This window comes from Sphingomonas sp. BL-S-29, from assembly GCF_055521495.1.
This window is the reverse complement of record NZ_CM145482.1, coordinates 1,695,090-1,716,797: the sequence shown is the minus strand read 5'-3', so window position 1 is coordinate 1,716,797 and position 21,708 is coordinate 1,695,090. Positions and strand designations below refer to the sequence as shown.

Below are 21,708 nucleotides of genomic sequence, written 5' to 3'. Positions count from 1 at the left end.
CGCGAAGACGCGAAGACGCGAAGTTTTTGGATCGTCCGTCCGCGATACGCGGTCCATTCGATGGCATCCGAATATCTTCGCGCCTTCGCGCCTTCGCGTGAACCCCTTCTTCCGCGCCTTTCCAACCCGCCCCGCTCCAGATGCGATCACCCTGCCGGGACGGGCCGCCTTGCTTTCCACGGACTATCGTCGGAAAGCTGCCGCACCGCTGACCACCAGTTCCGCCATTCGGACGCATCCGCGCGGGAAGCGCGCGGTAACGCTTGCCCCGCAAAAGCCCCTCATTCGAGCCTGACCATGTCCGATCGCCTCAAGATCCTGCTTCAGCACCTGCTGCCGAAACAACGCCTGACCCGCTTCGCCGGTCATGTTGCGGGGGCGGAGGGAAGCGCGATGACGCTCCCGCTGATCCGCTGGTTCGTCCGGCGGTACGGCGTGGACATGAGCGAGGCCGCGAATCCGGACATCGCCAGCTATGCCAGCTTCAACGCATTCTTCACCCGCCCGCTCAAGCCGGGCGCCCGGCCCCTGGCCGAGGCCGATTTCACCTGCCCGGTGGACGGCGCGATCAGCCAGTTCGGCGCGATCGACGACCATCACATGCTTCAGGCGAAGGGGCATCGCTTCACCACCATTGATCTGCTCGGCGGCGACAGCGACCTGGCGGCCCGGTTTCGCCATGGCAGCTTTGCCAATCTGTACCTGTCGCCACGGGATTATCACCGCCTGCACATGCCCTGTGACGGCAGGCTGACCCGGATGATCCACGTGCCGGGCGCGCTTTTCTCGGTCAACCCGACCACGGCGCGCGGCGTGCCCAACCTGTTCGCGCGCAACGAGCGCGTGGTGTGCGTGTTCGACTCGCCCGAACACGGCCCGTTCGTCATGGTCCTGGTCGGCGCGACCATCGTCGGCAGCATGGCCACCGTCTGGCACGGCGTGGTCAATGCGACACGCACCGGCAAGATGTCCGACTGGACCTATGACGGCCAGGACATCCTGCTGAAAAAGGGCGAGGAAATGGGCCGCTTCCTGCTTGGCTCGACGATCGTGATGCTGTTCCGTCGCGGCTCCATCGCCTTCAACCGGGACTGGGCACCCGAACGGCCCGTGCGCCTCGGCGAGATGATGGGCAACAGGCCGGGCTGAGACCCTTTCCGACGCGGCATGCACCGCCCGCGCGACGGGCCCCGCTTTATCGCGGCGCGGCGCCCGGGGTTTTCACCCCCGGCTTCGGCGCCGCCAGCTCGAGCCAGTCGTGCGCCGGCAGGCCGTACAGCATGTCGAAGAATTCGAGCTGAAGCCGCGCCGCCTGGCCCCCGCTGCTGTTCCACAGCATCACGATGCCGCTTCTTTCGGCGGGATCGAACAGGATGAGCGAGCCATAGCCGTCGACCGACCCGCGATGCCCGACCAGGGCATGTCCGGCGTACGTGAAGCTGCGCCAGCCCAGCCCATAAGCGGCATTCCCCAGGGCGCGATCCATCGGGCCGCGCGGGCCATGCGGCGGGGTCGGCACCCTGGCGCGGTGCATCGTCTCGAGCGCGCGCGGCGACAAGATCGTCGGCGCCTCGCCCATCTGCGCGCGCATCCACTGCGCGAGATCGCGGATCGACGAGTTGACCCCGCCCGCCGCCGGCACGCGATAATAAATGTCGGTCACGGTGGCCGGGATCTTGTTCCGATGGTGCGGATGCGCCCAGCTCGCCGCGCCTTCCAGGCCGGCACGCCCGATGCTCGCATGAGTCATGCCGAGCGGTTCGAACAGCCTTGCGCGCGCGACGCTGGCATAGTCGCGGCCCGTCACATGCTCGACGATCTCGCTCGCCGTGTCATAGGCGATGTTCTGATACGCATAACAGGTGCCGGGCGGACAAAAGGGCGGCAGCGTGCCGAGTGCCGCGCGCAGCGCCTTCGGATCCTCCCCGGCCTCCAGCCGCTCGTCCCATGCGTTGCGGACGAGACCGACCCGGTGCGACAGGACGTCGGCGACCGTCACCGCCCGGGAATCGCCGGGAAGCGTGAGTGTCGTGCCCATCGACGCCAGCGGCGCGTCGAGCGACAGCTTGCCGTCTTCCGCCAGCTTGGTGACGAGCGCGGACGCCACGGCCTTGGAAAGCGAGGCCCAGCGGAACACGGTATCGGGCGTAACGGGATTGCCGGAGCCCGCGACCGTCTCGCCATAGCCCCGGAGGAACCGGACCCGCCCATGCTCGACCGTGCCGACGGCCAGGCCGACCATGTCGGGCTCCTGCATGAGGCCGGCTATGCGTTTTTCCAGGAGGCTATAATCGACCTTCGATGGCATTTCGGGCGGTGGGATGTCGATCGACAGCACCTGAGAGACCGTCCGCGCGTGTTTGCCGGGCAACAGCCGCGACCAGGTTACGCCGAGCATCGCAGCGCCACCCAGGATGAGGGCGAGCGCGAGGCCCATGACCAGCTTGTTTCCGTACCAACGCTTCCCCGACCCGCTCATCCGTCTCCGACCTTCCCGAAATGGCGTTTCGGGCACGCATTGTTCTGACTGCCGGTCCGCCTAGCCGCCCGGCGCGGGCTTGGCCATAACCGGCGGACGAACGAGCGCTGTCAGGACCGCGATCGCCAGTGTCCTGAATCTAAAGGTCGATCCGTTACAGACCCGCCATTCAACTTTTCATCGAACGCACGTCAGTTCCACGCTCAGTCCAGGCCGGTCTTGCCGGGCGCCCAATAAGCCTTGGTGACGAGGCGCGCCGCCGGGACCGCCTGCTGTCTCAGGCCCTGTCGCAGCCGCTGGATCGTGCCGGCCTTTCCGGTCAGCACGAACGACGCGCCGCCTGCAACGAGGGCAGGGAGCGCGGCCTCCATCTCCGCCCAATGGGCGTCATCCGGCTTTCGCGCGAAGAACGCGGCATCATGCAGGCCGAGCTGCGACGCCACCTGTCCGGCCCCCTCCACATCGTCGACCTCGAACAGGCAGGCGACGGATCGCGCCCCCTCCCGATGAGTCGCCGCGTACGCGAGCCCGATCGAGGTTTCGTCGCCGATGATCGCGAGCGGACCGGCCAGGCGACGCAGGTCGAGCGAGGCACGCGGGCCGAAGATATCGCATGAGTCGCCGGGCCTGACCGCCCGGACCCAGGCGCTTCCCGGGCCGTCCCCATGCGCATAGCCGAGAAGGCAGGCCCGCCCGGTCGCGGCATTCCATTCGATCGGCGTATAGGTTCGGGCAAGGAAGGCCGAACCCATCGCGATCTGGACCTTTTGCCCCGGCGCCCAGGCGACACCCTCGAGCGCGGGGCCTTCGAGCGTGATCAGCCAGAAACGATCGGCCAGCCGCTCGCTCGCGACCACCGTCGCGCGCTTCATCAGCAGGCGCATCAGCGCCTTGCCGATCCTCCCCGGCTCCCGGGTGCCGGGGCGTTCGGGTGAGTCCGCCGCCAGCATCATGACAGCTTCACCGTGAATTCATTGCCGCGACCTTCGTCCGGCAGCGCCAGCGAGATATAGCCGTTCGCCGGATCGCGGACATACTCCCGATATCCCGGCTCGAACGCGTTTTCCCCGAGGATCACCGTGCCGGCCCTCAGCCGGGGCTCGATCAGCTTGAGCACGGGCAGGTAGAGCGAGAAGGCGCCGTCGACCAGCAACAGGTCGACATCGCCGCCGACGTCCCGGAGCGTCTCCAGCGCGTCGCCCGCGCGGATATCGACCAGATCGGCCAGGCCGGCCGCGTCGAGATGGGCGCGTGCCCGCGCCACCTTGGCCGGCTCCATCTCGCTGCCGATCAGCTGCCCGCCGCCATTGTCGCGCAGCGCGGCGGCAAGATAGAGCGTCGAGATGCCCATCGACGTGCCGAACTCCACGATCCGCCTCGCCTTGCAGGCGCGCGCGGTCGCATAGAGAAAGCGGCCATAGTCCGGCGAGACGGCGAGGAAATTGTCGGCATAACTGCGATAGGTCGTTCGATAATCCCTTTCGCTGGCGAGCAGATCGGCGACCAGCTGCTCGATCGACGCGCCCGGCGCGTCGATGGCCGCCCGCATCGCGTCCGCATGCGCGCGATCCGCCGCTTCGGCGTCCCGGTGCAAATTGCCCAGAAGCGCCGCGACGCGAGGGCTGCTCAATGTGTCCACGACATGTCCTTTTTTCGATTCCGGGGGCGCCGCCGGCCTCGACGGGCGCATGCGGATCGATTACCGGGAACCGGATTTGGCGTCATTACGAAGGCTGGACAGAATGTTATTCGATCTCGCCACGCACTCCCATTTGCCCGGTGCGCCGTCATGCCGATCCTGAACGAACTGCAGGATTTCGAATGGGTCGATCCCGACGACGTGCCCCGGCCGATCGTGGCCTTCGGCGCGATGATGTCGGACGTCGGGGGATTCGAGCTCGAGCCTCATCGCCACCGGAAAGGCCAGATGCTGTACGTGCAGCGCGGCGCGCTCAGTTGCGAGGTGGACGGCGGGCTGTGGATCGTGCCGCCCCGCAGCGCGATCTGGATACCGGGCAACGCGTTGCACGCCATCCGGGCGACCGGCGTGCTCGAAGGCTACAACGCCTTTGTCGATCCCGACGCCGGCACGGGCCTGCCCGACACCTGCTGCGCGGTCTCCGTGACGCCGCTGCTCCGCGAGCTCCTGACGCGCGCCGCGCATCTGCCCTATTTCTACGAGGAAGGCGGCGCGACGGCGCGGCTGGTGGCAGTCCTTCTCGACGAGCTCGCGGGGGCGCCGGTCGAGGACCTTCACCTGCCGATGCCGACCGACAGGCGCCTGCGCGGGATCGTCGACGCCATGATGGCATCCCCGGCGGACCGGGGCACATTGGACAGTTGGGCGCAGCGCGCGGGCATGAGCGAACGGACCCTTGTGCGGCTGATCAGCCGGGAGACAGGCATGAGCTTCGGCCGCTGGCGCCAGCAACTCGGCGTGGTTCTGGCGGTGAAATGGCTGGCCGGCGGCGCCTCGATCCAGCAGGTCGCCGGCGACCTGGGCTATGAGAGCGTGCCCAGCTTCGTCACGATGTTCCGCAAGGCGCTCGGTACTTCGCCTGGGCGGTACATGGCGGAGCGATATTCGGGGTGAGGTGCGTTTTGTCTGCCGCTTTTCCTGCCACGGGAAGCGATCCCCAGCCCGAGCCCGGCAAGCTCGCATAACAGTCACGCAGGACGTCATCTACATGACAAAGCAGGCATATGAGCAGGGCAGCCGGTGACAGGCCGGCGTTTGGATCGAAATTATTCAGGACGCGACTGAGGCAGGTCTTCTGGTTCTGACCAAGGCACCGGCGCTCGCGGTTTGCGAGCTGGTGCTGGGAGGGCGGGAGAAACCCCTTTGCTCCTCTCGGAGCCCCAGCTGATCCCCTCGCCAAGTCTTGCCTCCCGGCTCGGCTGAGAGAACGCTCAGTCTATGTCCGTCAGCTTGGTTCGTGCAAGTTTATGGGTTTACGGGTAGCGGGTCAGTTTGAATGGGTCAGGGGGTGGGTTTGGTTTTTGAGGGGTTGTCCCGGAAAAATGCTGCCATCTCAGCCGGGTTGTCCTGTCTCGCCAATGGAACCCACACCACAGGCTCGCCTTCCCGAGACGAATACGTCTGAAGCTGCCATGTTTTCCCCGTTGCCGTATCAAGCAGCACCGTATCACGCTGAACGTGAGGACTGTGAACAATGATGTAGCGTCCGGGTGCGCCCACAGGCCCTGCCTGCGCATGAGCGGCGCTAGGGGCTGCAAACATCAGGAACGGCGAGCAAAGCACAAGGGTTTTTACCGAGGTGATTCGCATAGCTTTCCCCCTTCGCGGGAAAGCTATCACATTGTCCGCTTCTTGTAAGCGCCGCGCGCTCTGGAGCTACTTCTGCATTCGCGACTAGTTGCGCAATGTCCGCGATCTCCCAAAGGCGATTCGACACGCCGGCGGTCATTTCTCCGGCAACGCGAAGTCTTGAATGTATCCTGATACCAGTGACCCATTCGAATGACATTTGCCGCTGCGGCTCGCCCATTATGGCGGGCTGCGTGTTCAAATCACCCCGCGAAACCAGTCAGATGCCTTGTCGTCAAAATTCCACCACGCAGAGTCCTCTGTCACTCGGGTCACAAACAGAGTGTCGTTTGTATCCAAGTGGATCCTGATGCTTTCGGCGACATCGTAGGCGCTACCTGACGGGCCAATGATCCACGCTGATTCCTGATAATGCCAATGGTTGGGATACGCCTCTAGCGCGGTGTAGAGCGCGTTGTAGTTCTGCCCCGGCGCGTTGAGATCGTAGGTAACGATATAGTTGGGCATGACGTGCATTTTCCCTTCTTGGGATGATGCAACCGCCTTGGCCTATCGCCTTTAAGGGACATTTTATCCCGGCATAACACGCTAGTCCGCTGGGGATTGCACTCGTTAGCGGATGATCCGAGCCGGGGCCGCCACAGCCGCCCCAAATCACGTCAGGCTGAGTTATCGTTAAAAAAGCGTAACGAGTCGAGTCTTTTGTGCTCATTTCGTTCTATCGGAACAAGTAAAGAACAAAGCGCAGCAGAGAAAAGGGCCGGAAGCTTCCTTCCTCGCAGCGCGCATGACAACCACACGCGTCTAATTGACAACCTCACTTGACAGACAAGCGACCTTGACTGTAAAGCTTCCCTTACTGATTCGAAAGGGAGCCTTACTCATGGCCAAAAGCAAAGCGATCGGGCGGTATAATCGCCGGGTCATCATTCTGAGCCTGATCTACGCGGCGGCGCTGATCGGCGCGGTCTATGGCTTCAAGCACCAGCTGCTCAGCGGCCCGGTCGCCTGGATCGTCGCCATCCTGCCCGCGTTGCCGATCATCGGCATGCTGGTCGTCATCGGGCGGTATCTGACCGAAGAGACCGACGAATATCTGCGCGACATGATGGTGCGCCAGGCACTGATCGCGACCGGCTTCGCGCTCAGCATTTCCACCGCCTGGGGGTTTCTCGAGAATTTCGGCCTCGTGCCGCATGTCTATGCCTATTATGCGGTGATCCTGTGGTTCGCCGGGCTGGGCATCGGCGCCTGCGTCAACAAGCTCCAGGCAGCGGGAGGTGAGGCATGACCCGCGATCGCGTCGACCCCGGGGTGGGCAGCTATCTGCGCCGTTTCGGGCCTGTCATCCTCCTCTATGTCGTCCTGGTCTGCGCGACGCCGCTTCTGATCCGGAGGACCAGCGCCCCCGGTGCGCTTCTCTGGGCCATCATCGGCCTTGCGGCCGGCGCGGCCGCCGGCGTGTTGCTCGTCCACCGCGGAGGCCAGGCATGAAGAACCGCCTCAAGGTGCTCCGCGCCGAACGCGACTGGAGCCAGGGCGATCTCGCCGACCGGCTCGACGTCTCGCGCCAGAGCGTCAACGCGATCGAGACCGGCCGCTACGACCCCTCGCTCCCTCTCGCCTTCAGGATCGCCGAGCTGTTCGAGCTCTCGATCGAAGACATTTTCACCAGCCCATCCAAGGAGACCATGCAATGACCCCCGCCAAAATGACTCGGTCCAATAGGGGCCGCCTGATCGCGACCATCGCCCTGCCGCTGCTGCTGCTCAACGTCTTCCCCGCCCATGCCGCGCCGGCCCAGGCGGCGACCGTCGCCGCACCGGCCACGACGATGGACCATATCTCGATCGAGGCGACCGGCACCGGCCCCGCGATCTTCCTGATCCCCGGCCTGTCCAGCCCGCGCGCGGTGTGGGACGGCTTGGTGCCCGACCTGGCGAAGACGCACCGGGTCTATGTGGTGCAGATCAATGGTTTCGGCGGCGACGCGCCGGGCGCGAACCTGAAGCCGGGCATTCTCGACGGCGTGGTCGCGGAACTCGACGCCTATATGACCAGCCACAACATCAAGGACGCGGCGGTCGTCGGTCACTCGCTCGGCGGACTGGTCGGGCTGATGTTCGCCAGGGCGCATCCCGACCATCTGTCGCGGCTGATGGTGGTCGATGCCCTGCCCTTTTACGGCATGTTGTTCGGCCCGACCGCGACGGTCGCGATGATCGAGCCGCGCGGCAAGGCGATGCGCGACCAGATGACGGCAAGCTGGGGCAAGCCGGCCGACCCGGCCCAGGCCGAGGCAGTCGCCAACCAGCTCTCGCTCAAGCCCGAGTCCCGCGCGAAGGTGAAGGCCTGGGCGATGGCTGCCGATCCGCGCGTCTCTGGTCAGGCGATGTATGAGGATCTGACGACTGATCTCCGGCCCGATCTGGCCGGCATCAGGACGCCGATCACGCTCGTCTATCCGTGGCGCACCGCCGCAACAAAGCCGATGGCGGACATGCTCTACAAGGGCGCCTATGCCGCCGCGCCCAACATGACCTATGTCGATGTCGGCGACGCGGCGCATTTCGTGATGCTCGACCAGCCGGCCGCCTTCGCCGCGGCGCTCAAGGCCTTTGCCGACGCGAAATGACGCCGATCCTGACGCCGCAGGAACAAGCGAGCCTGCGATCGATCTGCCGGCGGATCCGGATCGGAAAGGGGCGAGCGGGTTCCGGTTCTGAAGCCGTCGGCCGGAACGTGTCGTCGCCCCTTATCGACAACATACTGATATATAACGATAATATTAAATACCCGGGAAAAAGATATGGGACATGCTGGTGTCCCATATCTCCCCGCGGCAACGATGGGTCCGACAGGGCCGGTGCTCGATTCAACGATTTCAGTGCCGGCGCTATGCCCCGACCAAGACTTTCCCTCCACGGCGCAAGGCAGTCGGTATAAGGGGCCTCATGACTGATCCCGCGCCAATCTCCGTCCGCCCCGCCCTCGCCTATCACCTGACCGAGGGCGCGGGCCCGGCGATCGTCTTCCTGCCCGGCTATGCCTCGGACATGACCGGCAGCAAGGCGCTCGCGCTCGAGGCCTGGGCGAAGGAGGAAGGCCGCGCCTTCCTGCGCTTCGATTATGGCGGCTGCGGACAAAGCCAGGGCGCGTTCGAGGATCAGACGCTGGCCGGCTGGCGCGACGACGTCCTCGAGATGATCGACCGGGCCGTCACCGGGCCGGTCGTGCTGGTCGGGTCGTCGATGGGCGGGTGGCTGATGCTGCTCGCCGCGCTGGCCCGGCCCGACCGGGTGGCCGGGCTGGTCGGAATCGCGCCCGCGCCGGATTTCACTGATTGGGGCTTCACCACCGACGAGAAGCTGGCGCTGCTGCAGCACGGCCGGATCGAGCGGCCCTCCATCTATTCGAACCAGCCGACCGTCTATACCGCGCGCTTCTGGCAATCGGGCGAGGCCAACCGGATCATGTCCGGCACGATCCCGTTCGACGGACCGGTGCGGCTGATCCAGGGCCAGGCCGATCCCGACGTGCCCTGGCACCGCACCGTCCGGCTCGCCGAGCTGCTGCGTTCAGCCGATGTGCAGACAATGCTCGTCAAGGACGGCGACCACCGCCTGTCGCGCGATATGGATATCGCGCTGCTCATCGGGGCGGTCGAGGATGTGATTCAGCGCTTATGATCCTGCCCCTGTTGCTGCTTGCCGCCCAAAGTGCCGCCCCCGTCCCCGGCCAGGTCTCCGGCCCGCCCGATCCGGTCGAGCAACGCTTCGACCGGTGCGTCGATCTCGCCGAAAGCGATCCGCGCGCGGCCGAGGATGAGGCCGGGCGCTGGCAGCGCGATGGCGGCGGCTTCCTGTCGCATCAATGCCTCGGCATCGCCTATGCCAACCAGACGCGCTGGACCGCCGCCGCGGCGGAGTTCGAGGCCGCGGCGCGCGGCGGCGAGATCGTGCGGGACAAGCGCGCGGCGAATTACTGGGCGCAGGCGGGCAATGCCTGGCTGGCGGGCGGCGAAGCGATGAAGGCACGCGGTGCGCTCAACGCCGCGCTGGCCTCGGGCACGCTTCAGGGCATGCAGCGCGGCGAGGCCAATCTCGACCGTGCCCGCGCCTTTGTCGCGAGCGGCGATCTGGCCGATGCGCGCACCGATCTCGACCATGCCCTGGTCGATGCCGCGGCCGATCCGCTCGGCTGGCTATTGTCGGCGACGCTGGCGCGACGGACCGGCGACATGCCGCGCGCGAAGAAGGATATCGCCGAGGCGATCCGGCTCGCCGGCGACGACCCCTCGGTCCAGCTCGAAGCGGGCAACATCGCCGCCGCCCTGGGCGACGAGACGGGGGCCAAGACGGCGTGGAATCAGGCCGCGAAACTCAAGCCGGAGAGCGAGGCGGCGCGCAATGCCCGCAATGCGCTGAAGCAGTTCGACGCGCCGGCAACGACGCCGGCGAAGCAATAGGGCACTGGCAAGCCTCGCGCTGCGCGCCTATCTCGCGCGGGGACCAAGGAGGCACGCCGATGAAGTATCTGCACACGATGATCCGCGTCACCGATCCCGACGCGACGATCCGTTTCTTCAACCTGCTCGGGCTGAACGAGGTGCGGCGGATGGACAGCCAGCAGGGCCGCTTCACCCTGATCTTCATGGCGGCGCCGGGCGAGGAGGGGAAAGCCGAGGTCGAGCTGACGCACAACTGGGACCCGGAGGACTATTCGGGCGGCCGCAATTTCGGGCATCTCGCCTACCGCGTCGACAATATCTACGAGACCTGTCAGCGGCTGATGGACGGCGGCGTGACGATCAACCGCCCGCCGCGCGACGGGCACATGGCGTTCGTGCGCACCCCCGACAATATCTCGGTCGAGCTGCTCCAGGACGGTCACCTGCCGCCGGCCGAGCCCTGGGTGTCGATGCCCAATACCGGCGTCTGGTAAGATGGGCGCGGCGACCCGCGCCTTCCTGGCCATGACCGGCGCGCGCCTGCCGATCGTGCAGGCGCCGATGGCCAATTTCGCCGGAACCGACCTGGCGATCGCGGCGATGGCGGCGGGCGGGGTCGGATCCCTGCCCTGCGCGGTGCTCGATGCCGATGCCGTGGTCGCGCAGGCGGCCACGGTGCGCGCGGCGGCAAGCGGGCCGCTCAACCTCAATTTCTTCTGTCATAACATGGGTCCGCCCCCCGACGAGACGGTGTGGCGGGCGAGTCTCGAACCCTTTTATATCGCGGAAGGCGTCGCACCGCCGACCGGCGCGCCGCCGCTGCGCCGGCCGTTCGACGCGGCGATGGCCGAGGCCGTCGACACCGTCCGGCCCGAGATCGTCAGCTTTCATTTCGGCCTGCCCGATCAGGACCTGTTCAAGCGTGTGAAGGCGACCGGCGCGCTGATATTCGGCTGCGCGACCAATGTCGCCGAGGCGCGCTACCTCGAAGAGCGTGGCTGCGACGCGGTGATCGCGCAGGGGTTCGAGGCGGGCGGCCATGCCGGGCATTTCCTGATGGGCCACCGCCCGGTCGGGCTGATCGCGCTGGTGCCGCAGATCGTCGATGCGGTGCATGTGCCGGTGATCGCGGCGGGCGGCATCGCCGATGCGCGCGGCGTCGCCGCGGCGATCGCGCTGGGCGCGGCCGCGGTGCAGGTCGGCACGGCCTATCTGCGCACGCCCGAAGCCCGGCCGAGCGCGGTGCAGCGCCGCGCGATGGAGACGGCGACGGCCGACGACAGCATCTTCACCAATCTGTTCTCGGGCGGCCTCGCGCGCGGGCTGCGCAACAAGCTGATGGAGGCGATTGGCCCGGTCAGCGATGCTGCCCCGCCCTTCCCCTATTCGAGCGCGGCGCTGGCCCCGCTGCGCAGCCATGCCGAGCACGACGGCCGGGGCGATTATTCGCCGCTCTGGGCCGGCCAGGGCGTGGCGCTCGCCCGTACCGACTCGGCCGCTGCCCTTACCGACCGCCTGGGCAGTGCCGCCCTTATCGGGAGCCTCGCATGACTGACCTCGAGATCGTCCGCATTCCGGCGCTGAGCGACAATTATATCTGGCTGGTACACGATCCCGTGTCCGACGAGACCATGGTGGTCGACCCGGCCGAGGCCGCGCCGGTGCTGGCCGAGGCGGACCGGCGCGGCTGGAAGATCGGGCAGATCTGGAACACGCATTGGCACCCCGACCATACCGGCGGCAATGCCGCGATCAAGGAAGCGACCGGAGCGATCGTGTCCGGCCCGGCCGCCGAAGCGGCGCGGATTCCGACGCTCGACGTGGAACTGTCCGAGGGCGGCAAGGTCCGGATCGGCGATCATGTCGCGACCGTGCTGGAAACGCCCGGGCACACCGCCGGGCACATCATTTTCCATCTCCCGGGCGATGCGGTGGTGTTCACCGGCGACACGCTGTTCGCGATGGGCTGCGGCCGGCTGTTCGAGGGCGACGCGGCGCAGATGTTCGCCAACATGCAGCGCCTGGCCGAGCTGCCGCCCGAGACGATCGTCTATTGCGCGCATGAATATACCCAGTCGAACGGCCGTTTCGCGCTGGCCGCCGAGCCGGACAATGACGCGATACGTCAACGGATGGAAACGGTCGACGCAGCGCGGGCACGCGGCGAGGCGACGGTGCCGACGACGATCGCCGCGGAACTGGCGACCAACCCCTTCCTGCGTGCGGAATCCGCCGAACAGCTCCGTCTTAGACGTGCAGCCAAGGATGATTTTCGCGGCTGATTAGGGTATATCGGCGATGACGGGGGCGCCGGATCGAGGAGCATGCCATGCGTATCCTGTTTCCCTTGCTTGCCGTCGTCCTGAGCGGGTGCGCGGCGTCGGCGACGCCGCAGGCCAAGGTCAGCGACGAGGCCAGGCTGGCCGCCGACCTGGCCGGGCTGACCCCGCAAAAGCCGGTGTCCTGCATCAGCGATTCCGGATCGGCCTCGATCAAGGCGTATGGCCCGACGATCCTCTACAAGGTCGGTCGTGACCTGGTCTATCGCACCGAAACCGGCGGCGGATGCGAGAAGATCGGCCGCGGCGACATCCTCGTGACCAAAAGCCCCTCGGGGCGGTTGTGCAGCGGCGATATCGGCCAGACCTATGATCCGACCTCGCGCTTCCCGACCGGCAGCTGCGCGATCGGCGAGTTCACCCCGTACAGGAAGGTAAAGTGATGCGCCGCCGTCCCGCTTTGGGCCTGGCCGCCGTGACGATCGCGGCCTGTGCGACCGCTGCCGACAGCAGCAAGGATCTCGACAAGGCGCTCGCCGGGCGCGCGCCGGGTGTCGCGGTTGACTGTATCGACCGGTCCTTCGCCGGCGGGCCGCAGATCATCGACGACAAGACCCTGCTCTACCGGTCCGGTCGCCACATCTACCGCAACGACCTCGAAGCGAACTGCCCCTCGCTGCGTCAGACCTCGATCCTGGTGATCGAGGCGCATGGTAGCCAGATGTGCCGCAACGACCTGTTCCGGCCGACCGAGCCGGGCAGCGTCGTGCCCGGCCCGATCTGCCGGCTCGGCAAATTCACGCCCTATGACAAGCCGAAACCCTGAGACTCAGAGCACGAACCGCGACAGATCGGTGTTGCGGGCGATCACGGCGAGCTGCTTGTCGACATAGGCACCGTCGACCACCAGGGTCTCGCCCTTGCGGTCCTCGGCGTCGAAGCTGACTTCCTCGAGCAGCTTCTCCATCACCGTCTGCAGCCGGCGCGCACCGATATTCTCGATCTCGCCATTCACTTCGGCGGCGATCTTGGCGACCGCGCGGATGCCGTCCTCGGTGAACTCGACCGTCACGCCCTCGGTGCCGATCAGCGCGACATATTGCTGCGTGAGCGAGGCCTTGGTGTCGGACAGGATCGCGACGAAATCATCCTCGGTCAGCGCCTTCAGCTCGACGCGGATCGGCAGGCGGCCCTGAAGCTCGGGCAGCAGGTCACTTGGCTTGGCGACATGGAAAGCGCCGCTCGCGATGAACAGGATATGGTCGGTCTTCATCGGCCCATATTTCGTGGCCACTGTGGTGCCCTCGATCAGCGGCAACAGATCGCGCTGCACGCCTTCGCGACTGACCGAACCACCCCGCACGTCGCTGACCGCGATCTTGTCGATTTCGTCGAGGAAGACGATCCCGTTCGCCTCGGCATCCGCGAGCGCGATACGGCTGACCTCGTCCTGGTCGAGCCGCTTGTCGGCTTCCTCCTCGACCAGCTTCTCCCAGGCCGCCGGCACGGTCAGCTTGCGGCGCTTCATCTGGCCGCCGCCGCCAAACGCCTTGCCCATCATCTCGCCGAGATTGATCATCTGCGCGCCGCCGCCAGGAATCTCGAACGGCATCTGGGCCTGGGCCTCCAGCTCGATCTCGAGTTCGGTCTGGTCGAGATGGCCGTCACGGAAGCGCTGGCGGAACGCCTCGCGCGTCGCCTCGCTGGCGCCCTTGCCGGTCAGCGCATCGAGCAGGCGCGCAAGCGCGGCTTCCTCGGCCTTGTCCTTCACCGCAACGCGGCGGCGTTCCTTTTCCAGCCGGATCGCTTCCTCGACCAGGTCGCGGGCGATCTGCTCGACGTCGCGGCCGACATAGCCGACCTCGGTGAACTTGGTCGCCTCGACCTTGACGAAGGGCGCATCGGCCAGCTTGGCCAGGCGGCGGCTGATCTCGGTCTTGCCGCAGCCGGTCGGGCCGATCATCAGGATGTTCTTGGGGGTGACCTCGTCGCGCAGATCGCTGCCGAGCTGCTGGCGGCGCCAGCGATTGCGCATCGCGACCGCGACCGCCTTCTTGGCGTCCTTCTGGCCGATAATGTGCTCGTCCAGGGCTGCGACGATGGCTTTGGGGGTAAGTGCTTCGTTCATTCTTCTGGGTTCTTCTCAACTCCCCTCCCGCTTGCGGGAGGGGTCGGGGGAGGGCTTGTCAGCCATGAAAGGATCGGGGGAGGACAGCCCCTCCCCCAGCCCCTCCCGCAAGCGGGAGGGGAGTAAGGATCAGGTCGCGCTGTCCAGGCTTTCGACCGTGAGGCGCTCGTTGGTGTACACGCAGACATCCGCCGCGATCTTCATCGCCTTGCGGCAGATCGTCTCGGCATCTTCCTCATAATCGACCAGCGCGCGCGCCGCGGCGAGGGCATAATTGCCGCCCGATCCGATCGCGGCGACGCCGGCCTCGGGCTCGAGCACGTCGCCATTGCCGGTGAGGATCAGCGTCACGTCCTTGTCGGCGACGATCATCATCGCCTCCAGGTTGCGCAGATACTTGTCGGTCCGCCAGTCCTTGGCGAGCTCGACCGCCGCGCGCAGCAACTGGCCGTGATGCTGTTCGAGCTTGCGCTCGAGCCGCTCGAACAGGGTGAAGGCATCGGCCGTCGCGCCGGCGAAACCGCCGATCACTGATCCGTCACCGAGGCGGCGGACCTTTTTCGCATTGGGCTTCATCACGGTCTGGCCCTGCGTCACCTGGCCGTCTCCGGCGACGACGACGCGTCCATTCTTGCGCACGGAGAGAATTGTCGTGCCGTGCCACGTTGTGTCGTTTCCACTCATGGGGCGCATATGGGATGGCGAAAGCGGGTGCGCAATCCGGGCCTGTTTTTGGCGTTGCGCCGCAGCATGGGCTTGCCCGATAAGAGCGGCACCGACCTGGGGGAAAGCAATGGAGATGAAGCATTCGAGCGGACCCGAGCATGCGCTGGAGCGGCTCGTCTTCTTCTCGGACGCGGTGTTCGCGATCGCGATCACCCTGTTGATCATCGAGATTCATGTCCCGCGTCTCCCTCCGGAATCGACCTCTTACGACTATCTCGTCGCGCTCGAGCATCTGTTGCCGAGCTTTTTCGGGTTCTTCGTCAGCTTCTGGGTGATCGCCGCCTTCTGGGCCGGGCATCACCGCGCCTTCTGCCTCGCCGCGCATTACCGCGACGCGCTGCTTGGACCCAACCTCGCCTTTCTTTGTGCGATCGTCTTCATGCCCTTCGCCACGGCCTTCATGGCGGGCAATCTCGGCACGCTGGTGCCGCATGTCTTCTACGATTTGACCCTGATCGTCTGCGGGCTGCTCAACGTCCGCCTCAACCGGATGGTGACGACCGCGCCAGTGGTCAGCGAGCACGCCGAACCGCTGACCGTAGCGCTGACCCGCGTGCGCGGCTGGTCAGTGATGCTGGGTGCCGCCTGCGCGCTGCTGTTGTGCTTCGTCGATCCGCGCTTCAGCCAGATCGCGCTGATCACCATCCCGCTATGGCGTATCCTGCTGCAGCACCGGACCCGACTGCACTTTACCGGCGCCGATCATGCCGGACCGGCGCAGGAGCCGGCAAGCGCCACGAAGCGATAACGGACGTCCTGCGCGCTGCCACGGCTGCGGAAACGGGCGCGGTCGATGACGGCCGGCTCGCAGCGATCCGAGTCCGCTGCATACCACAGCCCATCTGACGCACCGCGCAGGTGGCATTGCGCCCGGTAACTACGCGCGCCGCGATCGGCCAGGGGGCACAATCTGAACCCGGGCGGTACCGCGACCGGAAGCGACCAGCCCCGGTCCGGCAGGCGGACCAGGCCCGGCGGCGGCACGACCCGCGCGGCTTTGGCCACGGCGGCGGCCTGGCGCTGGGCCGCGACACGTTCACCGATCCCGGCGAGCGCCGCGTCGTAATTCTTGCCGATCCAGCCGGTCAGCGTGACCCGGTCGGCCTGGGCGGCGGCGACGATCGCCTCGTCCTCCGGCGTCAGTTTTTCCCCGGCCTCGATCTTCGCGCTGATCGCGCGCAGTTCGGCCGCGCGCTGCTCATTCCTGCGCTTCTCGATCAGGGTCTCGAGCCGCGCCAGCTCCTCGTCCTGGGGCCGATCCGCTCGGAGCCAGGCAGGCACGCCGACGGCCGCCAGCACATGCTGCGGGATCAGCATGTTGGCGGCGGCGAGCAGCAGCGCGCCCAGCGGGATGACGACGAACACCGCCCGCTCCACCTTCGGCGCGACGCGGCCGAACAGCCAGACGACCAGCACCGCGACCGGCGCGAGCACGAGGAAAGTGAGGGAAGTGCCGAGCGAGCGGTCGCCCGGCGCGAGCGCAAAGAACAGCAGGGGCACGAGAAAGGCGAGGATGACCCGGCCTAGCAGCTTCGCGTAACCGATCAGCGCATCGCGAGCGCCGTCCACCCCACGCACCGCGCCGACGCCACCGCTGACCAGCAGCATGCCGACGACATGGATCGGGTTGAGAAAGGCATAGAGCGCGCCGACACCGAAAATCGCGATGAGCAGATAGTTGAGCTGCGGCAGGCCGAGGCTGCGGAAGAGGGCGCCCGCTACAAGCAGCGCGATCATCGCGGCAACCACCAGCACGAGGCGGCGATGAACGCTCTCGATCGTGGCACCGGCGGTCTGCAGCCCTTCGGAAAGACCAGTCCGGGTCCTGCCCCAAAGCTCGGCCGAGCGCTGTTTCATCGAGGCGAGCGCGCCGCCCCGGGGCTGCGGCACCATCGCCCGCGGTTCTGCCTTCGCTGGAAGATCGGCCATCGTTCCCCCCGGTAACCAGCCCCGACGATATGGGGCCGGACCGGGACTTGATAGAGGTGCCGCCGATCGCGCGCTAGGAGGAACGCGACGTGGCCGGGCGCGGCACGGCCGCGCCCGGCGCGTCAGTTAACGGCAGCGCGTGTTGTTGGCGTCGATCGAGGCGCCGGCAACGCCGCCGCCCGCCGCGCCGAGCAAGGTGCCGAGCGTCTTGGAACCGCCCGGCGCGATGATGTTGCCGAGCAGGCCGCCCACCGCCGCACCGACGAGCAAGCCGGTCGTGCCGTCCGAGCGGCGGCAATAATAACGGCCGTCCTGACCACGATAAACGCGGTCGTTACGCGACAGGCGGCGTTCCCGATAGCGCGGCGAATCGCGATAATACCGGTCGGCATAATAGCCGTTATATTGGGGGTCCGGCCGGTTATAATCATATTGCCGGTATGTACGATAACGGGGATCGACCCCTTCGTCGCCATAGCTTGTACAGCCCGAGACAAGGCCGGCGCTGAGGGTAGCCGCGGCCAGCAGGCCGAGGGTCATGGTACGCATATCACTCTCCCGTTTCGTTATGCCTGCGCAACGCGGCAGGCACGAGGATGGTTGCAATCCTAGTGAGTCGTCATCGACGGGAAACCCGATGGCGGGCGCAGCGCTTCACGTTCGCCGGGTGTGACCGCCGCCGTCGGATCCGGGCGGAAGGCGAGCGGCGCGCGGTCTTGCGGGCCGGGATGAGGCTGGTCGAGCGCAAGATCGGGCGCTGCATGCTCGGCCGATGCGGCATAGCTGCGGCCCCGCGCCAGAAGGGTGACGAGCACCCCGCCGATCGCAACCGCCGCGGCGCCGAGCGAGATGGCGGTGGTGCGCCCGATCGGCGGCTTTGGTTTGGCTTTGCTCGTCGTTCGCGGCGCCATGATCTTTCCCATGCTGGTTGAGGATGTTGCGGCATCAACGGGCGGTCTGGCATCGTGTTCCGACGGTTGCGTACCGGCACGCGGCATGTGATCCTCGCGTCATGGGCGTAGCGGAGATCCTCGGCCTGGCTGCGAGCGTCAGCCTGTTATCGGGCTGGCGGCTCTATCTCTGCATCTTTGCCACCGGCGTCGCGATGCACAGTGGCTGGCTCGCCCTGCCTGCGCACCTCCATCAACTCGACATCCTGGCCAATCCCTGGGTGATCGGCGTCGCGGGGGTGGCGGCGCTGGCCGAGTTCCTGGCGGACAAAGTGATGTGGATCGACAGTGCCTGGGACGCGGTCCACACGCTGATCCGCCCCGTTGGCGGGGCGTTGCTTGCCCTGGCGATCGTCGACCCCGGCGATCCCAAATGGCAGGTGATCGCCCTCATCCTGGGCGGCGGTGCCTCACTGCTGACTCACAGCGCGAAGGCCGGCACGCGCGCGGTGGTCAATGCGAGCCCCGAACCCGTGAGCAATATATTGGTGTCCACGACCGAGGATGTGGCGACGGGCGGCTTGCTGATCCTGGCGCTGGCCAATCCGGTCATCGCGATCGGCGTGGCGCTGCTGCTGCTGGCGGGCGCCACCGCGACGCTGTTGATGCTGCGCCGCGCGCTGCGCTGGGCGATGCGGCGAGGAACGCGGCCGGCGGGATGATCGCGACAGGTCCGGCGGGACGCCAGGCGGTGCGCACAGGGAACAGTGACCTCGCGCATCCGTTTAGCTGGCCCCGTGTACGGAGTTGGATCATGAAAACGAAAAGCATCGCACTGGCGCTTGCCCTGCTGGGCAGCGCCGCCACGGCAACCGCCCAGACCGCGCCGCCCGCCCCTGCCACGTCCGGCGCGGAGAAGGACGTCAACAGCCCGGACGTGGCAGCCGCCAACCAGGATGTCGCGGCGCAGGCCGCCGCCCGCCAGAGCGCCGTCGCCGAGGTCAATGCCGACACGCAGGCGAGTGCCGACACGCAATACGCCGCCGATCTCGCCGCCTATCGCGAAGCCCTGCGCGCGCATCACCGCGAAGTCGCGCGCGACGCCCGCATCGCCGATCGCCAGGAGCGTGCCTATGCCGACGCGATGCGCGACTGGCGCCGCCAGGTTTATGCCTGCAAGCATGGCAGCAATCGCGCCTGCAAGGCGCCGACGCCCGACCCCGCCAACTACTGGTGAGGCAGCGGAGCGCCCGTTGCGTGTACAGAACGAGTGTCGGCAGACGATCGTATAAACGGCCGGATCACCATGGCCGATTAGTCCGAAGGACCGCATGACCGCCGCCACGCCCAACCGCGACTATGTCTACGGCCTGGCGCGGGCCTTTGCCGGGGCGATCCTGTTCGGCCTCCCCCTGCTGATGACGATGGAGATGTGGTCGCTCGGCCTCTACACGCATCCGGCGCGGCTGCTGCTGTTCATGGTGCTGAACTTCGTCGTGCTGGTCGTCCTGTCGCGCTTCGGCGGGTTTGAGCGCACCTCGACCTTGGTGGAGGATATGCTCGACGGGCTGGCGGCGTATGGCGTCGGGATCATTGCATCGGCTGCGGTGCTGGCGCTGTTCGGAGTGCTCAAGCCCGCCATGCCGATCGACGAAATGGCCGGCATGATCGCAATCCAGAGCGTGCCGGCGAGCTTCGGCGCGATGATCGCGCGCAAGCAGCTCAGCGCCGGCGAGAGCGACGAGGATGCGGAGCATAAGGCGCGCTCCGCCGGCTATGCCGGGCAGCTGTTCCTGATGATGGCCGGCGCGCTATTCCTCGCCTTCAACGTCGCGCCGACCGAGGAAATGATCCTGATCGGCTTCAAGATGACGCCGTGGCATAGCCTGGCGCTGATCGCCGCGTCGCTGGCGCTGCTGCATGCCCTGGTCTTCTCGGTCGGCTTTGCCGGGCAGGAACAGGCGCCCGAAGGTTATGGGTTCGACCGGCGCTTCCTGATCTACACCGTGCCTGGCTACGCCATCGCGCTGCTGGTCAGCTTCTACACGCTATGGACCTTCGGACGGGTGGACGGCGGCGAGATCGGGGCAATCGCCGCGACGGTAGTGGTGCTCGGCTTCCCGGCGGCGATCGGCGCGGCCGTGGCCCGGCTGGTCGTATAGGAGTCGGCGATGGCCGGGACGAAGAAGATCGACACGCCCCCGCTCGAGTGGATCGCCGCCGGCATCGGCGCGGTGCTGTTGCTGTTCCTGATCGCGGTGATCGGACGCGAGGCGCTGAACGGCGAGGCGGCGCAGTTGCCGCAGATCGAGGTCGCGGTCACCGACGTGGCGCCGGCGGCATCGGGCTATGTCGTCTCGTTCGAAGCGCGCAACCGCACTGACGGGACTGCCGCTGCGGTGGAGATCGAAGGCGTGCTGAAAGCGGGCGGTGCCGAGATCGAGACGAGCGGCGCGACGATTGATTATGTGCCCGGCAAGGGCAAGGCGACGGGCGGGCTGTTCTTCCACGAAGACCCGCGCAAGGCGGACCTTGAAGTGCGGGCGTTGGGGTTCCAGACCCCCTGACCCGAACGCGGCACGGTTTATTTCGAGCCGCACTGGTTACGCGACCGAAAGCAACTATCTCCTGCGCGATAGTGAGGAGCCCAGCATGACCGATACGCCTGCGTACACGCCCCCCAAGGTTTGGACCTGGAACAAGGAGAATGGCGGCGCCTTTGCCAATATCAACCGGCCGATCGCCGGCGCGACGCATGACAAGGACCTGCCGGTCGGCAAGCACCCCTTCCAGCTCTATTCGCTGGGCACGCCCAATGGCGTGAAGGTGACGATCATGCTCGAGGAGCTGCTTGAGCTGGGCCATGAAGGCGCGGAGTATGACGCCTGGCTGATCCGCATCAACCAGGGCGACCAGTTCGGCAGCGGGTTCGTCGAGGTGAACCCCAATTCCAAGATCCCCGCGCTGATGGACCGCAGCGGACCCGAGCCGATCCGCGTGTTCGAATCCGGCGCGATCCTGATGCATCTCGCCGAGAAGTTCGGGGAATTCCTGCCGACCGAGACGGCGGCCCGCGCGGAGTGCCTGTCCTGGCTGTTCTGGCAGATGGGCAGCGCGCCTTTCCTCGGCGGCGGCTTCGGCCATTTCTTCGCCTATGCACCGATCAAGATCGAATATGCGATCGATCGCTATGCGATGGAAGTGAAGCGCCAGCTCGACGTTCTCGACCGGCGGCTGGCCGAGAACGAATATCTCGGCGGCGACGCCTATACCATCGCCGACATCGCGACCTGGCCCTGGTATGGCGCGCTGGCGAAGGGCCTGGCCTATGATGCGGGCGAATTCCTGCAGGTGCAGGACTATAAGAACCTGCAGCGCTGGACCGACCAGATCGCGGCGCGGCCGGCAGTGGCGCGCGGGCGGATGGTCAACCGCGTGATGGGCGATCCGGCGAGCCAGCTGCACGAGCGGCACGATGCGGCGGATTTCCTGACGAAGACGCAGGACAAGCTCGCGCCGACGGAGTAGTCGGTGCTCT

General features: G+C 66.6%; 29 protein-coding genes. 19 read left to right on the top strand and 10 right to left on the bottom strand.

Going from position 1 to position 21,708, the window contains the following annotated elements:
- Positions 1–297: 297 nt before the first annotated feature.
- Positions 298–1,149 carry an archaetidylserine decarboxylase gene (gene asd / locus ACZ1I2_RS08265; protein WP_465174444.1) on the top strand — a complete coding sequence of 284 codons (852 nt, stop codon included), beginning with the start codon at positions 298–300 and terminating at the stop codon, positions 1,147–1,149.
- Between the two features lie 46 nt (positions 1,150–1,195).
- Here the strand turns inward: asd and ACZ1I2_RS08260 are convergent, their stop codons facing one another.
- From ACZ1I2_RS08260 to ACZ1I2_RS08250, 3 genes are all read right to left on the bottom strand, one after another.
- Positions 1,196–2,479 (bottom strand): serine hydrolase domain-containing protein, encoded by a 1,284-nt coding sequence (locus ACZ1I2_RS08260; RefSeq protein WP_465174445.1) that lies wholly within the window; start codon positions 2,477–2,479, stop codon positions 1,196–1,198.
- A gap of 203 nt (positions 2,480–2,682) precedes the next feature.
- Complete coding sequence (locus tag ACZ1I2_RS08255; RefSeq protein WP_465174446.1) at positions 2,683–3,432, bottom strand: siderophore-interacting protein; 750 nt, start codon at positions 3,430–3,432, stop codon at positions 2,683–2,685.
- Positions 3,429–4,118, bottom strand: a complete 690-nt coding sequence (locus ACZ1I2_RS08250; RefSeq protein ID WP_465174447.1) for an O-methyltransferase — start codon at positions 4,116–4,118, stop codon at positions 3,429–3,431. The genes ACZ1I2_RS08255 and ACZ1I2_RS08250 overlap by 4 nt, the downstream gene beginning before the upstream one ends.
- A gap of 150 nt (positions 4,119–4,268) precedes the next feature.
- Between ACZ1I2_RS08250 and ACZ1I2_RS08245 the strand changes: the two genes are divergently transcribed.
- A complete protein-coding gene (locus tag ACZ1I2_RS08245; RefSeq protein WP_465174448.1) occupies positions 4,269–5,072 on the top strand; it encodes an AraC family transcriptional regulator in 804 nt (267 codons plus the stop codon).
- A 387-nt stretch (positions 5,073–5,459) separates the two neighbouring features.
- On the opposite strand, the gene ACZ1I2_RS08240 is transcribed toward ACZ1I2_RS08245, so the two are convergent.
- Complete coding sequence (locus ACZ1I2_RS08240) at positions 5,460–5,768, bottom strand: hypothetical protein (RefSeq protein WP_465174449.1); 309 nt, start codon at positions 5,766–5,768, stop codon at positions 5,460–5,462.
- Positions 5,769–6,005: 237 nt separating this feature from the next.
- Positions 6,006–6,275: a hypothetical protein gene (locus tag ACZ1I2_RS08235; RefSeq protein WP_465174450.1), complete on the bottom strand. Its 270-nt coding sequence runs from the start codon at positions 6,273–6,275 to the stop codon at positions 6,006–6,008.
- A 376-nt stretch (positions 6,276–6,651) separates the two neighbouring features.
- Between ACZ1I2_RS08235 and ACZ1I2_RS08230 the strand changes: the two genes are divergently transcribed.
- The 11 genes from ACZ1I2_RS08230 to ACZ1I2_RS08180 all read left to right on the top strand — a co-directional run bounded on the left by ACZ1I2_RS08230 (position 6,652) and on the right by ACZ1I2_RS08180 (position 13,323).
- Positions 6,652–7,059 carry a hypothetical protein gene (locus ACZ1I2_RS08230; protein WP_465170162.1) on the top strand — a complete coding sequence of 136 codons (408 nt, stop codon included), beginning with the start codon at positions 6,652–6,654 and terminating at the stop codon, positions 7,057–7,059.
- Positions 7,056–7,262, top strand: coding sequence for a hypothetical protein (locus ACZ1I2_RS08225; protein WP_465174451.1), 207 nt, complete (start codon positions 7,056–7,058; stop codon positions 7,260–7,262). Before ACZ1I2_RS08230 ends, ACZ1I2_RS08225 begins: the two co-directional genes overlap by 4 nt.
- Complete coding sequence (locus ACZ1I2_RS08220) at positions 7,259–7,468, top strand: helix-turn-helix transcriptional regulator (RefSeq protein WP_465174452.1); 210 nt, start codon at positions 7,259–7,261, stop codon at positions 7,466–7,468. Before ACZ1I2_RS08225 ends, ACZ1I2_RS08220 begins: the two co-directional genes overlap by 4 nt.
- Complete coding sequence (locus ACZ1I2_RS08215; RefSeq protein WP_465181617.1) at positions 7,465–8,403, top strand: alpha/beta fold hydrolase; 939 nt, start codon at positions 7,465–7,467, stop codon at positions 8,401–8,403. Before ACZ1I2_RS08220 ends, ACZ1I2_RS08215 begins: the two co-directional genes overlap by 4 nt.
- Before the next feature lie 319 nt (positions 8,404–8,722).
- Positions 8,723–9,457 carry an alpha/beta hydrolase gene (locus ACZ1I2_RS08210; RefSeq protein WP_465174454.1) on the top strand — a complete coding sequence of 245 codons (735 nt, stop codon included), beginning with the start codon at positions 8,723–8,725 and terminating at the stop codon, positions 9,455–9,457.
- Entirely contained in the window at positions 9,454–10,236 is a 783-nt protein-coding gene (locus ACZ1I2_RS08205; RefSeq protein ID WP_465174455.1) for a tetratricopeptide repeat protein, read from the top strand. The genes ACZ1I2_RS08210 and ACZ1I2_RS08205 overlap by 4 nt, the downstream gene beginning before the upstream one ends.
- Positions 10,237–10,295: 59 nt before the next feature.
- A complete protein-coding gene (locus ACZ1I2_RS08200) occupies positions 10,296–10,712 on the top strand; it encodes a VOC family protein (protein WP_465170168.1) in 417 nt (138 codons plus the stop codon).
- 1 nt (position 10,713) lies between these two features.
- Positions 10,714–11,769, top strand: coding sequence for an NAD(P)H-dependent flavin oxidoreductase (locus ACZ1I2_RS08195; protein WP_465174456.1), 1,056 nt, complete (start codon positions 10,714–10,716; stop codon positions 11,767–11,769).
- Positions 11,766–12,500: a hydroxyacylglutathione hydrolase gene (gene gloB / locus ACZ1I2_RS08190; RefSeq protein WP_465174457.1), complete on the top strand. Its 735-nt coding sequence runs from the start codon at positions 11,766–11,768 to the stop codon at positions 12,498–12,500. Before ACZ1I2_RS08195 ends, gloB begins: the two co-directional genes overlap by 4 nt.
- Positions 12,501–12,547: 47 nt before the next feature.
- On the top strand, positions 12,548–12,940 hold the full coding sequence (locus ACZ1I2_RS08185) for a hypothetical protein (protein WP_465170171.1): 393 nt from the start codon (positions 12,548–12,550) through the stop codon (positions 12,938–12,940).
- The gene (locus ACZ1I2_RS08180) at positions 12,940–13,323 is read left to right on the top strand and encodes a hypothetical protein (protein ID WP_465174458.1); all 384 of its coding nucleotides are present in this window, start codon (positions 12,940–12,942) and stop codon (positions 13,321–13,323) included. The genes ACZ1I2_RS08185 and ACZ1I2_RS08180 overlap by 1 nt, the downstream gene beginning before the upstream one ends.
- A 3-nt stretch (positions 13,324–13,326) precedes the next feature.
- On the opposite strand, the gene hslU is transcribed toward ACZ1I2_RS08180, so the two are convergent.
- On the bottom strand, positions 13,327–14,625 hold the full coding sequence (gene hslU, locus ACZ1I2_RS08175; protein WP_465170173.1) for an ATP-dependent protease ATPase subunit HslU: 1,299 nt from the start codon (positions 14,623–14,625) through the stop codon (positions 13,327–13,329).
- Between the two features lie 129 nt (positions 14,626–14,754).
- Complete coding sequence (hslV, locus tag ACZ1I2_RS08170; protein ID WP_465174459.1) at positions 14,755–15,309, bottom strand: ATP-dependent protease subunit HslV; 555 nt, start codon at positions 15,307–15,309, stop codon at positions 14,755–14,757.
- A 109-nt stretch (positions 15,310–15,418) separates the two neighbouring features.
- On the opposite strand from hslV, the gene ACZ1I2_RS08165 reads away from it, so the two are divergent.
- Complete coding sequence (locus ACZ1I2_RS08165; RefSeq protein WP_465174460.1) at positions 15,419–16,099, top strand: TMEM175 family protein; 681 nt, start codon at positions 15,419–15,421, stop codon at positions 16,097–16,099.
- Here ACZ1I2_RS08165 and ACZ1I2_RS08160 read toward each other — a convergent pair.
- From ACZ1I2_RS08160 to ACZ1I2_RS08150, 3 genes are all read right to left on the bottom strand, one after another.
- Positions 16,054–17,280, bottom strand: a complete 1,227-nt coding sequence (locus ACZ1I2_RS08160) for a hypothetical protein (RefSeq protein ID WP_465170176.1) — start codon at positions 17,278–17,280, stop codon at positions 16,054–16,056. The genes ACZ1I2_RS08165 and ACZ1I2_RS08160 overlap by 46 nt on opposite strands.
- 126 nt (positions 17,281–17,406) lie before the next feature.
- On the bottom strand, positions 17,407–17,829 hold the full coding sequence (locus tag ACZ1I2_RS08155) for a glycine zipper 2TM domain-containing protein (RefSeq protein WP_465170177.1): 423 nt from the start codon (positions 17,827–17,829) through the stop codon (positions 17,407–17,409).
- A gap of 59 nt (positions 17,830–17,888) precedes the next feature.
- Entirely contained in the window at positions 17,889–18,191 is a 303-nt protein-coding gene (locus tag ACZ1I2_RS08150) for a hypothetical protein (protein ID WP_465170178.1), read from the bottom strand.
- A gap of 101 nt (positions 18,192–18,292) precedes the next feature.
- On the opposite strand from ACZ1I2_RS08150, the gene ACZ1I2_RS08145 reads away from it, so the two are divergent.
- The 5 genes from ACZ1I2_RS08145 to yghU all read left to right on the top strand — a co-directional run bounded on the left by ACZ1I2_RS08145 (position 18,293) and on the right by yghU (position 21,698).
- The gene (locus tag ACZ1I2_RS08145) at positions 18,293–18,892 is read left to right on the top strand and encodes a DUF4126 domain-containing protein (protein WP_465174462.1); all 600 of its coding nucleotides are present in this window, start codon (positions 18,293–18,295) and stop codon (positions 18,890–18,892) included.
- Between the two features lie 92 nt (positions 18,893–18,984).
- Positions 18,985–19,407 carry a hypothetical protein gene (locus ACZ1I2_RS08140; RefSeq protein ID WP_465170180.1) on the top strand — a complete coding sequence of 141 codons (423 nt, stop codon included), beginning with the start codon at positions 18,985–18,987 and terminating at the stop codon, positions 19,405–19,407.
- 94 nt (positions 19,408–19,501) lie between these two features.
- Complete coding sequence (locus ACZ1I2_RS08135; RefSeq protein WP_465174463.1) at positions 19,502–20,332, top strand: TIGR02587 family membrane protein; 831 nt, start codon at positions 19,502–19,504, stop codon at positions 20,330–20,332.
- 9 nt (positions 20,333–20,341) lie between these two features.
- Entirely contained in the window at positions 20,342–20,737 is a 396-nt protein-coding gene (locus ACZ1I2_RS08130) for a hypothetical protein (RefSeq protein WP_465174464.1), read from the top strand.
- Between the two features lie 85 nt (positions 20,738–20,822).
- Positions 20,823–21,698 carry a glutathione-dependent disulfide-bond oxidoreductase gene (gene yghU, locus ACZ1I2_RS08125; RefSeq protein ID WP_465174465.1) on the top strand — a complete coding sequence of 292 codons (876 nt, stop codon included), beginning with the start codon at positions 20,823–20,825 and terminating at the stop codon, positions 21,696–21,698.
- Positions 21,699–21,708: the final 10 nt, after the last annotated feature.

Bases quoted from the DNA above. Each gene is read 5' to 3' on its own strand.
- ACZ1I2_RS08135 (WP_465174463.1), top strand. From the start codon at position 19,502: ATGACCGCCGCCACGCCCAACCGCGACTATGTCTACGGCCTGGCGCGG.
- ACZ1I2_RS08145 (WP_465174462.1), top strand. From the start codon at position 18,293: ATGGGCGTAGCGGAGATCCTCGGCCTGGCTGCGAGCGTCAGCCTGTTA.
- ACZ1I2_RS08220 (WP_465174452.1), top strand. From the start codon at position 7,259: ATGAAGAACCGCCTCAAGGTGCTCCGCGCCGAACGCGACTGGAGCCAG.
- hslU (WP_465170173.1), bottom strand. From the start codon at position 14,625: ATGAACGAAGCACTTACCCCCAAAGCCATCGTCGCAGCCCTGGACGAG.
- ACZ1I2_RS08205 (WP_465174455.1), top strand. From the start codon at position 9,454: ATGATCCTGCCCCTGTTGCTGCTTGCCGCCCAAAGTGCCGCCCCCGTC.
- ACZ1I2_RS08150 (WP_465170178.1), bottom strand. From the start codon at position 18,191: ATGGCGCCGCGAACGACGAGCAAAGCCAAACCAAAGCCGCCGATCGGG.
- ACZ1I2_RS08140 (WP_465170180.1), top strand. From the start codon at position 18,985: ATGAAAACGAAAAGCATCGCACTGGCGCTTGCCCTGCTGGGCAGCGCC.
- ACZ1I2_RS08200 (WP_465170168.1), top strand. From the start codon at position 10,296: ATGAAGTATCTGCACACGATGATCCGCGTCACCGATCCCGACGCGACG.
- hslV (WP_465174459.1), bottom strand. From the start codon at position 15,309: ATGAGTGGAAACGACACAACGTGGCACGGCACGACAATTCTCTCCGTG.
- ACZ1I2_RS08215 (WP_465181617.1), top strand. From the start codon at position 7,465: ATGACCCCCGCCAAAATGACTCGGTCCAATAGGGGCCGCCTGATCGCG.
- ACZ1I2_RS08195 (WP_465174456.1), top strand. From the start codon at position 10,714: ATGGGCGCGGCGACCCGCGCCTTCCTGGCCATGACCGGCGCGCGCCTG.
- ACZ1I2_RS08165 (WP_465174460.1), top strand. From the start codon at position 15,419: ATGGAGATGAAGCATTCGAGCGGACCCGAGCATGCGCTGGAGCGGCTC.
- ACZ1I2_RS08225 (WP_465174451.1), top strand. From the start codon at position 7,056: ATGACCCGCGATCGCGTCGACCCCGGGGTGGGCAGCTATCTGCGCCGT.
- ACZ1I2_RS08235 (WP_465174450.1), bottom strand. From the start codon at position 6,275: ATGCCCAACTATATCGTTACCTACGATCTCAACGCGCCGGGGCAGAAC.
- ACZ1I2_RS08255 (WP_465174446.1), bottom strand. From the start codon at position 3,432: ATGATGCTGGCGGCGGACTCACCCGAACGCCCCGGCACCCGGGAGCCG.
- ACZ1I2_RS08260 (WP_465174445.1), bottom strand. From the start codon at position 2,479: ATGAGCGGGTCGGGGAAGCGTTGGTACGGAAACAAGCTGGTCATGGGC.
- ACZ1I2_RS08130 (WP_465174464.1), top strand. From the start codon at position 20,342: ATGGCCGGGACGAAGAAGATCGACACGCCCCCGCTCGAGTGGATCGCC.
- ACZ1I2_RS08185 (WP_465170171.1), top strand. From the start codon at position 12,548: ATGCGTATCCTGTTTCCCTTGCTTGCCGTCGTCCTGAGCGGGTGCGCG.
- ACZ1I2_RS08245 (WP_465174448.1), top strand. From the start codon at position 4,269: ATGCCGATCCTGAACGAACTGCAGGATTTCGAATGGGTCGATCCCGAC.
- gloB (WP_465174457.1), top strand. From the start codon at position 11,766: ATGACTGACCTCGAGATCGTCCGCATTCCGGCGCTGAGCGACAATTAT.
- yghU (WP_465174465.1), top strand. From the start codon at position 20,823: ATGACCGATACGCCTGCGTACACGCCCCCCAAGGTTTGGACCTGGAAC.
- ACZ1I2_RS08230 (WP_465170162.1), top strand. From the start codon at position 6,652: ATGGCCAAAAGCAAAGCGATCGGGCGGTATAATCGCCGGGTCATCATT.
- ACZ1I2_RS08160 (WP_465170176.1), bottom strand. From the start codon at position 17,280: ATGGCCGATCTTCCAGCGAAGGCAGAACCGCGGGCGATGGTGCCGCAG.
- ACZ1I2_RS08155 (WP_465170177.1), bottom strand. From the start codon at position 17,829: ATGCGTACCATGACCCTCGGCCTGCTGGCCGCGGCTACCCTCAGCGCC.
- ACZ1I2_RS08210 (WP_465174454.1), top strand. From the start codon at position 8,723: ATGACTGATCCCGCGCCAATCTCCGTCCGCCCCGCCCTCGCCTATCAC.
- asd (WP_465174444.1), top strand. From the start codon at position 298: ATGTCCGATCGCCTCAAGATCCTGCTTCAGCACCTGCTGCCGAAACAA.
- ACZ1I2_RS08180 (WP_465174458.1), top strand. From the start codon at position 12,940: ATGCGCCGCCGTCCCGCTTTGGGCCTGGCCGCCGTGACGATCGCGGCC.
- ACZ1I2_RS08240 (WP_465174449.1), bottom strand. From the start codon at position 5,768: ATGCGAATCACCTCGGTAAAAACCCTTGTGCTTTGCTCGCCGTTCCTG.